Origin of the sequence: Enterococcus sp. FDAARGOS_553 (assembly GCF_003812305.1) — a bacterium.
GTDB lineage: Bacteria > Bacillota > Bacilli > Lactobacillales > Enterococcaceae > Enterococcus_D > Enterococcus_D gallinarum.
Map to the genome: position 1 here is coordinate 300,586 of NZ_CP033740.1, position 15,382 is coordinate 315,967.

Here is a 15,382-nt window from a genome sequence, read left to right on the forward strand (position 1 = left end):
ATGCTGTCTGTTTTTCTTTACAATTTATACTATACAAAACGAAAATACATATTTCTTCCCGAGTTATGTGTTCCTTATTCCCGATTTTTGTTTGGCTCTATTTTCTAAATTAGAAATCGATTACATTTATTCTATCAGGCACATCACACAGTAAAATAAAGAGAGCAACACCGCATCACTATCTATAGAACAAAGGAGTAGAATACATGAGCTTATACTTGGAAATTCCTGAAATCAATCCGCTGTTCCCTTTCAAAACCTTTACAAATGAAGGGTGGTCGATCACTTATCCTCACTGGCACAAAGAAATTGAATTTATTTATTGTTTGGAAGGAACTGTCAGATTAGGGGTGGATGACGAGATCATTCAAATGCATGAAGACGAGATCTATTTTTTTCTAGTGGTGAACCGCACTTCTTCTTGTCTTCGCCAAATAGTGAACGAATCGTTTATCAATTTGATATCAAACTCTTTCAAGGGCATGACAATATCTCGCCAAATGATCGTCCATTGGCCAAAGTATTTGAGACCGTCGTCAATTACAGTAAAGATTGGCCTACCCCGATCCAAAAAGAGATCCAGACTATCTTGCTTTCTATTTATCATGAAAACCAGAAACAGCGTGAAGGGTATCAATACAGTATTTTGAGCAGTTTGTATAAATTAGCGAATCTCTTGTACCAACTGCCATTGAAGAACAAAAAAACAGAAAAAGCCGCTTTAGATAGTACATTAAAAAATCGCGAGACATTGTTCCAGATCGACACCATCCTCGACTATATTGAGTCCAATTATTTACATGCGATCACGATTCAGGATGTTGCTGATCATGTGGGGTTTAGTCCTAGTTATTTCTCACGCTTCTTCAAAAAAAATATCGGGATGTCTTTTACCAGTTATCTGGCAGAATACCGCATCCATCGGGCAAAGTATATTTTAGGAACAGAGCTGGTTCCCATGGCAGAAGTAGCTGCCCGCTCAGGTTTTTCTAGCGTCAAAACCTTTCATCACGTCTTTAAATCAATGGTTGGCACTTCTCCTATGAAATTTCAAAAAAATATTTTCGGCTTTCACTAAATAACTACGCAAGAAACCTATATAGTCACCAAATCGGCGAATTCTGCATTTATAACATTTTGTCCAAATTAGGCAACGCCCAACCATAAAAAAGAGATCTGGAAGCATCAGATCTCTTTTTTATTCACTCTAAATTGAAGTCCTCAAAAAAAGAATCAATTGGTTTTTTTACCAATTGATTCTTGCGAATGATCCAGCAAACAGTTGCTCACGGCTTACAACCTCAGAGCGGTTGCTGACATCTGCTCATTATAGAATGTTGTCATGCTCTATTTACAGACCTTCTTTCAGATGTTCTTTGCTAGTTTTTCTCACCCAGATGTCTTTACCCGTTTGTTCAATAAATAATTCAGTTTCAGGAGCTAGCTGACACTCAACTTTACCTTCCTTTAAAGTAATTCGCAATTCTTCCCCTTGATAAAAAAGCTTAAAGGCAAGTTCTGTTATTTCTTTTGGTAGGTGATTGGACAAGCGAATGCCTTCATCATAATAAAGACCAGCAAAACCATAAATCAAACTTAGCCAGCTGCCTCCCATATTTGCCCCATGGATGCCATCGACGACGTTTTTTTGCAGATCAGTCAAATCCATCAATGCCGTATCCATGAAATAGCGATATGCTTTTGCTGTTTCTCCGATACGACTAGCCATCACACTGAAAATCGAACGAGACAGCGAAGAATCATGGGTGGTGACTTTTTCATAATACTGATAATCTTGTTTTAGTTGTTCTAGGGTAAAATCACCCGTAAAAAGCATTTGCGCTAATACGGTATCCGCTTGTTTGCAGACTTGATGTTTGTAAATTATCATCGGATGATAATGCAACAATAAAGGATAGTTAGCAGCTGGTGTCTCTTCAAAAGGCCAGACAGATTGTTCAAGAAACTCATCATCTTGCTTGGTAAGTCCACGAGACGCATCATAACCGAAATACATGAGGTCTGCGGCTTGCTGCCATTGATCGATCAGTTCCATATGCTTTTCGTATCGTTTCGCCAGTTCAATGGCATAATATAAATTGTTTTGAGCCATTTTGTTGGTATAAAAGTTATTGTTGACCAATGCACTGTATTCATCAGGTCCGGTGACCCCATTGATACAAAAAGAAGGTTTGCCGTCTTTTTCGATGAAATCACCATAACTCAACCAAAATTTTGCCGTTTCGAAAACGACTTCACTGCCGACTTCTTCAATAAAGCGGACATCTCCTGTGACCCGTTCATAGAGTTGAAAAGCATAAACGATATCGGCATTGATATGCAGTTGTGCGGTTCCGGCAGGATAATAGGCACTCGTTTCTTGACCATCAATGGTGCGCCATGCAAACAGTGCACCGTCTTGGCTCAGCTCTTGTGCCCGTTTTTGCGCTTGCGGTAAAATAGTTGCTCGATAAGTAAGCAATGCTTTCGCAGTGTCTGGATTGGTGTAAGTAAAAAAAGGCAACAAATACATTTCAGTATCCCAAAAATAATGACCTTCATACCCTTCACCTGTCAACCCCTTGGCAGCAAAATTGGTTCTGCCATCACGTCCTGCCCCCTGATTCAGGTGAAACAGATTGAAGCGGATCCCCTTTTGTAGTTCTTGATCACCCGTGATTTCGATATCACTCGCTGCCCAAAACTGCTGATAGCTTTCCCTCTGTTCGGCAACAAATGTTTCAAAATCAACCGCTTCTTGATAAAAGGGTGCGCCCTCTGCTTCTTGTAATCGCAGTTGAAAAATCGTCGTCAGGGATTCTCCAGATTGGATTTGCCCATCGCCGCCTATCACCCGAATCGCCAGTTTTTTTTGACTATGAGGGGCTGTCCAAATGGCATAGTCGCCATGCTCTTCTTTCAGAAGCTGATGCTCTTTATTCGCAACACGAGGATCATCTGTTTGATTGACTGTGAAGCGCTGGTCCAATGGATGGGAAACAGTGATTGGCTCTGTGAAATTTGCATTTTTGATTGTGTAACGACAAACATAAAATTCACTGCGCGTCATGGAGGCAAAAGATTGCATCTCAAGATCAAAGCTTTTGCCTAATGGGGTTTCTACATGGTAAGACTCATGAAGGATGCCTTCTGCCATATCTAATGTCAGCTGGATTTGTTCCGTCTGCCAAACGCCGTCCGACGACTGCTCTTGTCCGATGCTTAAAGAAAGCCCCCGCAGGTTGGGTAACTTGCAGATGGTTTGGTGTTCTTTAGCATAGCCATAAGCCCATTCGCCGTATTGGATCGGTTCACTGTCAAAAAAACCATTGACAAAAGCCCCGGGATTCCCAGGATAGTTCGCATTCACTTTAAGGGGATGCCCTGCTCGGACACCGATTTGACCATTCCCCACAGCAAACAGCGTTTCTAAATATTCCGGTTTCTGATGAGAGAGTTCTTGTGCCTGCAATAAAAATCGTTTGTCCATCTCTGTTCGTCTCCTCCGCTTTTTTCTTTCAGTTCTATCCTACACTACTAAACACCCATTGCAAAGAATCCGACTTCAGCTGGGAAGGGCATCTACTTTGGTTCTTCTGACAGAGTATGGTACCATGAAACAAACTTGAAAGAAGGCGATTACTTGGATTTATGGCTAACAAATATTCGAATGGAAACAAGCTACATCAAAGAAAATGGCTGGACCTCTGGCAGCCAAACCAAACGGGCGGCAATTGGGATCAGTGAAGAAAAAATTACCGAGATCCTTCCCATGGATGAATGGAAAGACACGCCAGGAATAACTGTTATCGATGGTCAAGGCCAGTTATTATTACCCGGCTTGATTGAAAAACACTGCCATTTGGATAAAAGCAAATTAGGAACTCCATGGCGTCCTGTCACACCGGCAGCCAACTTAGTAGAACGTTTTGAAACAGAGATTCCTCAATTGGATGCATTGCCTCTTTCGATTAAAGAACGGGCACAACAATTGATCGATTTGGAATTGCCTCATGGTGTCGTGTCCTTTCGCTCCCATATTGATATTGAACCAATGACTGAACTGCGCTATTTTGATGCACTAACTGAATTGCTTGCTGACAAACCATTTGGTTCGGAACTTGTTTTGTTCCCGCAACACGGTCTGCTGCGATCAAATGCCGTCGCATTAATCAAAGAAGCATTAACTACTGGTAAAGCTGCATTCATTGGTGGGGTCGATCCTTATACATTAGATCAAGATTATCAGCAATCATTAAAAACAACCTTTGAGCTGGCAAAAAAAGGCAATGTTGGCATAGACATTCATCTGCATGACCGCAAAGAAGCCGGTCGTGCAACGATCAAAGAAATCATTCGGCTGACCAAAGAATATGCTATGGCAGGCAATGTCTTCATCAGCCATGCCTTTGGCTTAAATGATTTTGAAGGAGCTGAACGCACAGAAGTTTTTCAAGCTTTAGCAGATCAGGACATTCATATCGTTTCAAGTATTCCAATCAGTCAGGGAACGATTCCTCCCCTTAAAGAATTACAAAGTTATGGGGTTGCTGTTCACATTGGTTGTGACAATATTTATGATTCTTGGTCATCACTGGGTGACGGCTCCTTGCAAGAAAAGCTCGCTCGTTATTTAGAGATTTTTGGCGTTCAATCACAAGAGGCATTGACCCAGGCATTAGGCTTGGTAACAGATGGCAGAGTGCCATTAGATCAAGAAGGAAATCAACAATGGCCAAAAGTTGGCGATTCTGCTGATTTTCTTTTGACCCCTGTTTCTTCAACGGCTGAATTTGTCGCCCGCAAAGGTCACGTCAGCTGCAGTTTCTTTAAAGGACAACCAATCTACAACGCATAACCAATAATTACTGACAAAAAAGCCGATTTGCTACAGAGCTGAGAATCTCGCTATCGGATTTAAAGGATGTCGACAAGGTCCAGATAAACGGCAGAACCGTTGTCAAACTGATCAGAATCACCAAGCAATACCAGATGAATGACTGCATATGTTTTGTTTTAGCCATCGTTTTTTCTCCTTTAGTTTGTTTCTGTATTGGTCAAACGCATATTCACCAGTGAAAAAATGAAAATGATCATGAACAAGATAAATGACAGCGCAGAAGCATACCCCATTTCTAGTCCACCAAATCCTTTATTATAAATATAGTAAACAAGGGTGATTGTGGAATTTCCAGGTCCGCCTTTTGTCAGCATATAGGCTTGGTCAAATACTTGGAAAGCGCCGATGATCAATTGTGTGCTAACTAAGAATGTTGTTTTGGATAATTGGGGCCAAGTGATACTCTTAAATTTTTGCCACGCATTTGCGCCTTCAATATCTGCTGCTTCATAAAGAGCAGGATTGATCCCTTGTAAACCCGCCAAGAAAATCATCATGTTTCCGCCAAAACTCATCCAGACACTCATAATGACGATTGCAGTCATTGCCCAATTGGAACTATACAGCCAAGCTGGACCATTGATTCCAATCAAACTAAGCAACTGATTGAGCAAACCATACTGTGGATTTAAGAGCCAATACCAAATGGTTGCTGTAGCCACCGATGAACATAAGACTGGCAAATAAAAAAATGTTCGGAAAAGACTGGTGGTCTTCATTTTGCGATTCAGCAACATGGCGGCTGCTAGAGAGACGACTAATCCCAATGGCACATACAGTAAGGTGTAGACGATAGTGTTCTTTAAGGAAATAAAGAAAAATTCATCTTGAAAGATACGCGTGAAATTCTTTAAACCGATCCAATTGAGGCTTTCAATGATCGTATAATCGGTAAAACTATAGAAAAGTGCCATCACTATCGGGATAATTGCAAAAACAACTAGTAGAAGAACAGGAACCAGAATAAATACATAGGCAATGTTTTGCTGTTCATTGATCCCTCTCTTTTTCTTTCCTAACTCCATTTATTAACCCTCTTATTAAATATAATATAAAACTATTTAATATATTAAATATCTTTAAAAGCGAATTATATAGAATTAAAAAGAATATGTCAACGGTTTCATAAAAAGTTTTTTTGACTAAACTGCTTGCTTTATTAATATAATATATTTAATATATACATAAATAGTTCTTTTATTTTTTGAGAAATGGAGGCGCATGCATGAGTAAACCTTTGTACCAAACGATTTATGAAGATTTGAAACATCAAATCGAAACAGGCACTGTCGCAATCAATGACACACTGCCTACTGAAAAAGAATTATCAACTACCTATAGTGTTAGTACGATCACGGTCAAAAAAGCACTGGATCTGTTAAAAGAGGATGGCTACATTGTCAGAAAGCCTCGAAAAGGTTCTGTCGTTGTCACAAATAAGAAGGCAGACATTGTTCCGAACAAACTCATTTTCGGATTGATCATCACCAACTTTACAGACTTTTTTGGCGCTCAAATACTGCGAACAGTTCTAGAAACAAATACTGAAGAAATCAATTTCATCGTCAAGATCAGTTATGGTGATCCTGATCGCGAAAATGAGTTGATCCAAGAATTGATTGAAATGGGCATTCAGGGTTTGATCCTACTGCCGACATCATCAGAATATACCTCGCCAAAAATATTAGAATTGATTTCTAAAAATTTCCCGATCGTTGTAATTGATCGTCTGATGGCAAATTTGCCGATCTGCAGTGTGCAAACGGATAGCTTTGCTGCTGCAAAAGAATTGACAAATTATCTCTTTGCCAAACACCATGACAAGATTGGCTTGATTACTTCCGATAGCAGTGTTTCAACGATTGATGAACGAGTCAATGGTTTTCTCTCTGCGCATGTGGATGCCAACCGGGCTGTCAGCCAAAAGCAGATCTTGTCGAGGATCGACTCTGTGGTCCCCAGTTCTTCTCGCAAGATCGAAGATGATGTGGCACTTATCGTGGCCTTTCTTCAAAAGAACCCAGAGATCACAGCTCTTTTTACCACAGAATACAATATTGCTTTACTTGCCAAGAGTGCGATTGAACAATTGGGAAGGCAAGTCCCACATGACTTTTCAGTTGTTTGCTTTGACCATCCTACCGTCAACATTTTTGACTTGAATGCTTTTATTTTCACTCATATCGAGCAAGACCAAACAGCCATCGGCAAGCATGCCATTGATCTTTTACTGACAAAAATTGCTCATCCTGATACGATTGAAAAGATCAACCTCGGCTATCGGTTGATTGAAGGAGATTCCGTTATTTCTAGATGATCGTCTGTTCCTCTATCGAAGCAGTACATTAGCGATCCGACTACAAATAGACAAAAAAACACACCTCCGTTCTGACTCGCTGAACGAGTCAGAACGGAGGTGTGTTTATTGGGATAGCTGTCATTCTTTAAACTAGACAGTCCTCCTTTTAGTTATTCTCGATGACTGCGACTTCTTTTCTTGTAGGCATCCCCGTTTGGGCACCTAATTTTTGAACAGAAAGTCCTGCACCAAGATTCGCTAAAACGACCGCTTCTTTAAATGGCACCCCATCACTTAATGCAGCCGCTAAGATACCATTGAAGGTATCTCCTGCACCGGTAGTATCAACGACGGTCACTTTCTTTGATGCCACGGTCACGATTTTACCGGAATCAACGAAACTTACCCCTTGACTGCCTCGTGTCACTACCAATTTGGTAGCGTGCGTTTGCTGCCAAGCTAGAATCGTTGCTTCGATTTCAGGTTCAGGGATCAATTCTTTACCGATCAATGCGGCAAATTCCGTCTCATTTGGCGTTAAGATATCGACATAAGGCAGTAATTCCCCTACGATATCATGATAAGGTGCGGGATTCAGTAGTGTTGTCACGCCATTTTCCTTTGCGAGCTGTAACGCATACCGAAGCGTATCTACCGGAATCTCAATTTGTACCAGCAAAACATCGCTTTCTATGATTTTATCAGCTATTTGATCTACATATTCACGATCTATCAGTCCATTGGCACCGGAGATTACAGTGATGCAATTATCTTGCGGTAATTTAAAAATACTTGCGATACCAGTAAAGATATTTTTTTCTTGTGCAACTGACTGAACATCCAGTTGCTCTTCACTTAAGTGTCGATAGACTTTTTCCCCAAACGTATCTTGACCAATTTTTCCTAAGAATGTCGTTGTTCCGCCAAAACGGGCGGCTGCAACTGCTTGGTTGGCCCCTTTCCCGCCGACAAAATAATCAATTTGATCTCCTATGATCGTTTCGCCAATTTTTGGCATTCGCCCAGTCGTGATAACAATATCCATATTCACACTGCCCAAAACTGCTATTTTACCCACTAAATCACCTATTTCTTTTGTATATATAGAACGGGCCAAACGCTTCGCGACCCGTAACAGAAGTTGTCTCTATCAAAGAAAAACCGGTTTTCTCAAATAAGTGCTGCATCGGCTTATTCGTATGGTTGGTCAGAGAATAAATGGCATCCCCTGCTTTACAAAAGTCTCTTAGACAAGTTTTCACCCAAGCCGAGCCCAACCCATTCCCCATTTCTGATGCTTTTGTCACGAGCCTTTGGATACATTTTGTATGTTCATTATACCCATGACTCTCTTCGTGCGCCAAAAATTCTGGACTAAGGGTTCCTGCACTAACGATTTCTCCTGATTCATTTTTATGAATCAGTAATTGTTTTTTACAGATATCTGTTTTGACGATCTCCTTATCAGGGTAACTGCTTGTCCATTGGCAGATCCCCTGTGTCTCCATATTTTTTTTTGCATCAACAAACAACTGCCAAATTTCATCCAGTTCTTCATGGCATGCATATATTAACTTATCCATCAAATCAATAAGGCAGTAACAACAGCGACAAGACAACTACTAGGATAATTCCTATGATCGTAGGAACACTGGTCCGTTTCAGCAAACGAACCGGACTCACACCAATCGATGACGAAACGATCATGACAACTGCTGCAACTGGTGAAATCGTCCGCGCTAAGTTAGCAATCATTTGCATTGGCAGCGCAATCAAGATACCATCGATACCGGCTTTTTGGGCAATATTGGGAATCAGCTCGATCACAGCATAGAACATGGCTAATCCACCACCACTCAAAATACCAAATAACGCTGTCGCGCCACTGAAAATCAGTGTGGTTAGAACACCGGCAGATTGAGAGTTTTCAACCGCACTCATCAAAGAATCGATCACGCCTAGACTTTGAATCGCTGTGGTGAATAAGGAACCCCCGACTACTAACATAACGACTTGGCTGAAACCTTGTCCCATTCCTTTGAACAGTTCGACTGCACTTTCTTGGGCAATCTTAAATGATTTCTTACGGAACCCTTCAATGATCAATGCTACGAAGAATGAGATCATTGTCAAAACAAAAATGTCCATCGTCACATTTTCTCTAAAAATACCAATAATTCCAACGATAATGATCAAGACTAAAGGTAATAATGGCAAAATGGCATAAAATGTCGGGACAACTTTTTCATCCGCCGCACTTTCAACTTCTTTCATCTCGACAAACGCTTCTGAACCTTCCTTTTTATCGCAATACGTTTGCCAGAAGTAGTGGACAACAGCTAAAATAAGTAAGGTTGGGATCGAGACCTTCGCATGATACAGCACATAAGTCAGAATGTTGTAATCCAACGTTTGTGCAGCAATCACATTGTCTGCTCCTAATGGTGTTGGCATGATCGTTGCGGTCATTGCAATGACCCCTGCTGCTGTCATTGATGAAATTCCAATACCTTGTAAGAGCGGATACAAAATAGCCATTAAAATAATTGCTAAACTAGAGGCACTTGGAACAACTAGAGACATCAAATTTCCTAACAGGAAAACAATCGGTATAAACAACGCTTTGGATTTGATTTTGGTCATTGGCTTGACTAAGATATTGACCGCTTTTTGATTGGCACCAATCAAATTCATATAGCCGGAATAGCCAAATAAAATCATGATCACTAATCCTGCTGAGCTAACTTGTGAGATGATCGTGTCTTTCAGTTTCAGAAAAATATCAAAGAAAGCCAGACCAGTTCCTTCTCCTTCAGGATAGAGAGGATTTCCCAATGCCACCGACGCACCTAATAAGACAATCGCACCGATAATCAAAATAAGCGCTGGATTATAACTCTTAATAATAAAATAACCAACGATACCTAAAACAACTAATACTAAAATTGCTTCAATCATTTTTTCCCCTCCTATTTACACTGACTGATTGCATGTAAAAACCATTCCTTGAATTTATTCTCATCGACATCGACACAGACACGGCAATTCTTTTCTTTGCCAAGTTTATTGTTCAGATCGATGATCGTAGCGCCAGAAGTATACTCCCCTTTTGTTTCTACTGCGACAAAGGTTTCTTTGATCTCAAACATTTCCGGACAAAGAACGTAAGCTAAAGCACAGCTGTCGTACATTTTTAATCCGGTACCAAAACTTCCACCTCGATATTTCTTGAAAAGGTGGTACATCATATCTCCAGTTTGATTCATGTCTTTGATTTTTTCGCTGTCTTCAGGATAAACCAGTGCTTTCAACCCGACATCTAATGGTGCGACTGCTAGCGAAAGACCGCTTTCAAAAACGATTTTGGCTGCTTCCGGATCAATCGCGATATTGAACTCTGACAAAATACCAAAGTTTCCTCTGCCTAGCGCACCACCCATTAAAACCAATTCTTCAATTCTTTCTTTGACTTCAGGATGCGTTTTAAGAAGAAGTGCAATATTAGTCAGTGGTCCGATTGCGATAATCGTCATCTTCTCTGCAGAAGCCATCAATGTGCGATGCATGGCTTCAACGGCACTCTCTTCCAATAAACAACTGCGATTTGGTGTTGGAAACTCGTACCCTGCCATTCCTGTTACACCATGAACATCGCTGGCATCTTTTACTTCACGAAGCAAAGGTCCAGCTGCGCCTTGGGCCACAGGAATTTTCAAGTTCCAAAAAGTCAGCAACTTCAACATATTTTCCGTCACATATTTGATCCCTACGTTTCCAGCAACTGTCGTGATTAATTTCACGTCTAACTGATCACTGAACAAGCCAATTCCTAATGCTACTGCATCGTCAATTCCCGGATCCGTATCAATAATTACTGCTTTGTTCATAAGTAAACCCCTTTCGTTTTTTGATAAAACGTTTTATCAATTGGCTAAAAATAAAAACGTTTGATAAAACGTTTTATCATTTGTTCTCCCAAAGAATACCACTTGTGTAAAGCGCTGTCAATAACGAATACAAAAAAGCTTTCCATAAATTTGCGCTGAATTCTAACCTAGACAATCGTTGTGTTGATCAGTTAAACAGCTACGTCCTGATATAAACACAACGATTACCTTTTTCATTCTATCTTTGATTCCAACCGTTTGCCAACGCTTTTTTTTCGTACGATTTTTGGCGTCAATTGAAGATAACGCGGCGCTTGTTCTTTCATCGCTGATAATAAAGAAGCAACTGCTTTTTCCCCCAGAACTGTCACATCTTGTTCGACAGAAGTAAGTGGTACTTCTAATAAATCATTTAAAATCAAATTATCATAGCCAACGATGGACATTTCTTCTGGGATATTGATTCCTAACTCCTTGGCTCTTTTCATGATCCCTAAAGCAATCAAATCATTTCCCGCCACGATACCGGTGATTGCTTGATTGTTCAAAAGCTGGTCTGCTTTGTCATAGGCATCTTCAAACTGAAATTTTGTGACCACCCGCCAGCTTTCTTGCTGGGGCAGCTGCGCTTCTTTCAGAGCATCCAGATATCCTTGGTAGCGATAAATACAGTTGATATTTTTATCGGGGTTCATCATAATACCAATGTTTTGATGGCCATTATTGATCAATTCCATGGTCGCAAGATAGCCGCCTTGTCGATTATTATAAAACACTTGTCCAACCGGAAAATTATCCAACCCTCGATCAACCAGCACCAATGGTACAGAAATACTGCTTAAAAACTCTTTCAACTCTTCTTCGTAAGTATAAGATTCACTCGAAAGGGCTAGTAACAGTCCATCCACATTACGATCGATCAATAATTGAATCAATTCTTTCTCTGCCGCAAAGTGATCATCTGAATTGACTAAAATCAAAAGGTAACCAATTTTTCGCAACTGGTCTTCCAGTACTTTTGCTAATTGTGCAAAGAAAGGATTATTGATGTCTGGTATGACCAATCCGATCGTATTTGTTTTGTTTAGCACTAAACTTTTTGCCGCAATATTAGGCGAATAATTATTTTCCTTCGCTAATTGTTTGATCAAGCGTTTTTTCTTTTCCGAGATGCGAATCGGTTTGTCATTTAAGACTTGTGAGACAGCAGCGATCGAGACGCCTACTTCTTCAGCGATATCTTTCAAGCGGATCTTCACTCTTCTTCTCCTCGCTTTCCTGTTTTATTCTACGCCAGTCCTTAAGGATCGTCCTTTCTCTATTCTATCATAGCTCTGTTTATGTAAGACATTCAGAATCAAACGATTGGCTATTTTTTCTGACATGAGTATTTGGAATTCGCCTACGTAAAGAGCGCCTATTGCGTTTTTAAAATACAGCACCCATGAAACATAACAATGACCGGACGTTCTTTTGGGTTTCGAGAAGTCCGGTCCTGTTCTTTTACACGTTTCCTTAGTTTAATCATTCTTAGCGTGAGTGATCTTGGTTCAAACTAAATATTAAATCGAACCCAATCGGCAAAGAGCTCGGGCCAACGAACCACCGAGTCTTCAATGGCGTGTTCGCCACCACTGGCCGTTTCTTTGGTTCCGAGACTTAGACCATGCCCACCTCTAGGAAAAATGTGTAATTCATAAGGAATGTCAAACTTACGCAGTTGTTTTGCAAACAAGAGACTGTTTTCTGCCGGTACCAGACCATCTTCTAATGTGTGCCATAAAAATGCTGGTGGTGTGTTGCGACTTACTTGCTTTTCAAGGGAAAGCTGCGCCTTTTGTTCTTCATAACGGTTTCCTAAAAGAGCACGGAAAGACCCTTCATGAGCAAATTCACCGCTTGAAAGAACCGGATAACTTAGCAACAACCCATTTGGGCGCCATTCGTGATTGGCTCCTGACAATGTTTCTGTTAAAAAGTCTTCTTGCCAAAATACGCCCAAACTTGCTGCTAAATGCCCACCAGCCGAAAAGCCCGCGACAATGATTTTCTCCGGATCAACGTGCCACTGTGAATGATTTTGGCGAATCAATTGAACGCTCGCAGCAAGCTCTTGCAATGCTAATGGGTACACATGGGGCTTGATACTATAGTGGAGAACAAATGCCTGAAATCCAAAACTCATCATCTTGATTGCTATGGGTTCAGCCTCACGGTCTGATAAAAACTCATAGCCTCCGCCAGGACAAATAATGATTGCCGGTCGCAACCGATCCTGCTCCATCTCTTCAGAGTTGTCAATCGCATAGGTAGTAAGCGTTGCTTCACTTTTAGAAAACGGTTGGATCACTTCATGGATCATAGTAATTGCCTCATTTCATGATAATTTTGCTAACAACTGGTTCTTTGATTTGTAGATGAGTATACTAGATTTTTAGACCAGCTGTAGTTACTTGTCAAGTCAAGGAACGATCGATGGCGAATTCCTCTTGTTTTTTTCAAAGGGGTTGCCGACAATTTGAGAATAGGTATCCCAGATCGAAAGTCCTTTGCCCCTTCATTCCAGGCTCCTTCAATCTGGTACGCGGCAGCAATCGCCCCATGAAAATCCCGAGGAAAAAGAATCCCATTTGCTGTAAGACCTGTTCATAATCCTTCCCAGCAATCACAATAAAACGATTACATATGATCGTATCATATTTTCAATCATACATAACAGATTTTTGTTTTTTTCATAAAAAAAACTGTGGCATAAGTTGAACAAATAATTACCCGATCAGAAGGGTCGCCTCCTGACGAAAATGGTCGATTTGCCTCAAAAAGCCATAACTTGCTGACTTCTCTGGTAGCAATTAGGTAGTTATCTGTTTCGGCTTATGTCACAGCCTATTTCATTAAATCAAGTAATCATTCAAACGAGATTTCACGTATTCAATGTGGCTAGATTCCAGCTCCACTTGATCATGTGCCAATGCGTAATCCGTTAAGCTTTCAAGATCCTCCTGATCTGCCACAATCTTTGCGCCGATCCCTACGTTAAATGAGGCATAGCGTTTTTCCTTCAATTCATCTAAGAAACGATCTTCTTTGATTTTTGCTGCGGCTTTCAATGCTCGTGCATAGGTATCCATCCCAGCAATATGTGCCAATAGCAAGTCTTCCATTTCAAAAGATGAACGACGGACTTTGGAGTCAAAATTGATCCCGCCTGGTGCGATACCGCCATTTTCCAATACTTCGTATAATGCCAGCGTTGAGTCAAAAACATTCGTTGGAAATTCATCGGTGTCCCATCCTAGAAGCATATCTCCTTGGTTAGCATCTAAAGATCCTAATGCATTATAGCTACGAGCAACAGCAATTTCATGTTCAAACGTGTGCCCAGCTAAAGTTGCATGATTGGCTTCAAGATTCAACTTGAAGTCGCCTTCTAAGCCATAATGTTGGATAAAGGCCATCGTCGTTGCGGCATCAAAGTCATATTGATGTTTCGACGGTTCTTTTGGTTTAGGTTCTAATAGAAATTGCGGTTTGTGACCAATTTTTTCTCCATAAGCAATTGCCATTTTAAATAGGCGAGCAATATTGTCTTGTTCGAATTTCATATCTGTGTTCAACAACGTTTCGTACCCTTCACGACCACCCCAAAAGACGTAGTTTTCGCCGCCTAGTTTTTTAGAGATATCTAACCCTTTTTTAACTTGGGCAGCTGCATAGGCATAGACTTCTGCATTGTTCGTTGAAGCTGCACCGTTGTTAAATCGTGGGTGAGAAAACATATTGGCTGTGTTCCATAACAATTTGATGCCTGTTTGATCCATCTTTTCTTTGATCAGGTCTGTGATCACATCTAAATTTTGGAAGAACTCCTCTAAAGTTTCACCAGAAGGTGCTACATCAACATCATGGAAACAGAAGAATTCAGCGCCTAGCTTCTCGCAAATTTCAAAGAATGCTTCTACTCGATTTTTCGCGGTTTCCATTTCCGTTTCACCGAACCAAGTGCGCTGATTGACCGGTGCCCCGAAAGGATCTGAACCATCTTGTGTCATAGTATGCCAGTAGGCAATCGCAAACCGTAAATGGTCTTTCATTTTCTTGCCTAGGACTACTTCTTCTGCATCATAATGCCGAAAAGCAAACATATTGGCCGTTTCTGGACCTTCATACTTGATTTTATCAATCCTTGGAAAATAATTCATTTTGGTTCCTCCATTTTTAGTTTTTTAACATAACAAACTAACTTACTTCTAAAATAAGTTACATGAAACCTTTAGTAGTGGCGATTCTTTCATT

At 40.6% G+C, this 15,382-nt stretch carries 13 protein-coding genes and 1 pseudogene; 4 read left to right on the forward strand and 10 right to left on the reverse strand.

The window, feature by feature from the left end:
* Positions 1 to 206: 206 nt before the first annotated feature.
* Together EGX73_RS16100 and EGX73_RS01785 are read left to right on the forward strand one after the other, a co-directional pair.
* Positions 207 to 344: pseudogene (locus tag EGX73_RS16100) on the forward strand (AraC family transcriptional regulator); the annotation flags it as partial.
* Between the two features lie 77 nt (positions 345 to 421).
* Entirely contained in the window at positions 422 to 1,078 is a 657-nt protein-coding gene (locus tag EGX73_RS01785) for an AraC family transcriptional regulator (protein WP_253764176.1), read from the forward strand.
* 273 nt (positions 1,079 to 1,351) lie between these two features.
* Here EGX73_RS01785 and EGX73_RS01790 read toward each other — a convergent pair whose 3' ends face one another.
* Positions 1,352 to 3,490, reverse strand: coding sequence for a glycoside hydrolase family 65 protein (locus EGX73_RS01790; RefSeq protein ID WP_123866670.1), 2,139 nt, complete (start codon positions 3,488 to 3,490; stop codon positions 1,352 to 1,354).
* 153 nt (positions 3,491 to 3,643) lie between these two features.
* Between EGX73_RS01790 and EGX73_RS01795 the strand changes: the two genes are divergently transcribed.
* Positions 3,644 to 4,858, forward strand: coding sequence for an amidohydrolase family protein (locus EGX73_RS01795; protein ID WP_005470546.1), 1,215 nt, complete (start codon positions 3,644 to 3,646; stop codon positions 4,856 to 4,858).
* Between the two features lie 7 nt (positions 4,859 to 4,865).
* On the opposite strand, the gene EGX73_RS01800 is transcribed toward EGX73_RS01795, so the two are convergent.
* Positions 4,866 to 5,024 carry a hypothetical protein gene (locus tag EGX73_RS01800; RefSeq protein ID WP_005470545.1) on the reverse strand — a complete coding sequence of 53 codons (159 nt, stop codon included), beginning with the start codon at positions 5,022 to 5,024 and terminating at the stop codon, positions 4,866 to 4,868.
* A 13-nt stretch (positions 5,025 to 5,037) separates the two neighbouring features.
* Positions 5,038 to 5,925 carry a carbohydrate ABC transporter permease gene (locus EGX73_RS01805; RefSeq protein WP_123866671.1) on the reverse strand — a complete coding sequence of 296 codons (888 nt, stop codon included), beginning with the start codon at positions 5,923 to 5,925 and terminating at the stop codon, positions 5,038 to 5,040.
* A gap of 200 nt (positions 5,926 to 6,125) precedes the next feature.
* Between EGX73_RS01805 and EGX73_RS01810 the strand changes: the two genes are divergently transcribed.
* Complete coding sequence (locus tag EGX73_RS01810) at positions 6,126 to 7,217, forward strand: substrate-binding domain-containing protein (RefSeq protein WP_005470543.1); 1,092 nt, start codon at positions 6,126 to 6,128, stop codon at positions 7,215 to 7,217.
* Positions 7,218 to 7,365: 148 nt separating this feature from the next.
* Here EGX73_RS01810 and EGX73_RS01815 read toward each other — a convergent pair whose 3' ends face one another.
* The 7 genes from EGX73_RS01815 to xylA all read right to left on the reverse strand — a co-directional run bounded on the left by EGX73_RS01815 (position 7,366) and on the right by xylA (position 15,288).
* Positions 7,366 to 8,244: a ribokinase gene (locus EGX73_RS01815; RefSeq protein WP_034704434.1), complete on the reverse strand. Its 879-nt coding sequence runs from the start codon at positions 8,242 to 8,244 to the stop codon at positions 7,366 to 7,368.
* A gap of 37 nt (positions 8,245 to 8,281) precedes the next feature.
* Positions 8,282 to 8,782, reverse strand: a complete 501-nt coding sequence (locus EGX73_RS01820; protein WP_003125601.1) for a GNAT family N-acetyltransferase — start codon at positions 8,780 to 8,782, stop codon at positions 8,282 to 8,284.
* Positions 8,783 to 8,786: 4 nt separating this feature from the next.
* Positions 8,787 to 10,157 carry a C4-dicarboxylate transporter DcuC gene (gene dcuC / locus EGX73_RS01825; protein ID WP_003125600.1) on the reverse strand — a complete coding sequence of 457 codons (1,371 nt, stop codon included), beginning with the start codon at positions 10,155 to 10,157 and terminating at the stop codon, positions 8,787 to 8,789.
* 11 nt (positions 10,158 to 10,168) lie between these two features.
* On the reverse strand, positions 10,169 to 11,086 hold the full coding sequence (rihC, locus tag EGX73_RS01830) for a ribonucleoside hydrolase RihC (RefSeq protein ID WP_005470538.1): 918 nt from the start codon (positions 11,084 to 11,086) through the stop codon (positions 10,169 to 10,171).
* A gap of 233 nt (positions 11,087 to 11,319) precedes the next feature.
* Entirely contained in the window at positions 11,320 to 12,345 is a 1,026-nt protein-coding gene (locus tag EGX73_RS01835) for a LacI family DNA-binding transcriptional regulator (RefSeq protein ID WP_003125597.1), read from the reverse strand.
* A gap of 296 nt (positions 12,346 to 12,641) precedes the next feature.
* Positions 12,642 to 13,448 (reverse strand): alpha/beta hydrolase, encoded by an 807-nt coding sequence (locus EGX73_RS01840; RefSeq protein ID WP_003125596.1) that lies wholly within the window; start codon positions 13,446 to 13,448, stop codon positions 12,642 to 12,644.
* 532 nt (positions 13,449 to 13,980) lie between these two features.
* Positions 13,981 to 15,288: a xylose isomerase gene (xylA, locus tag EGX73_RS01845; RefSeq protein WP_123866672.1), complete on the reverse strand. Its 1,308-nt coding sequence runs from the start codon at positions 15,286 to 15,288 to the stop codon at positions 13,981 to 13,983.
* Positions 15,289 to 15,382 lie beyond the last annotated feature (94 nt).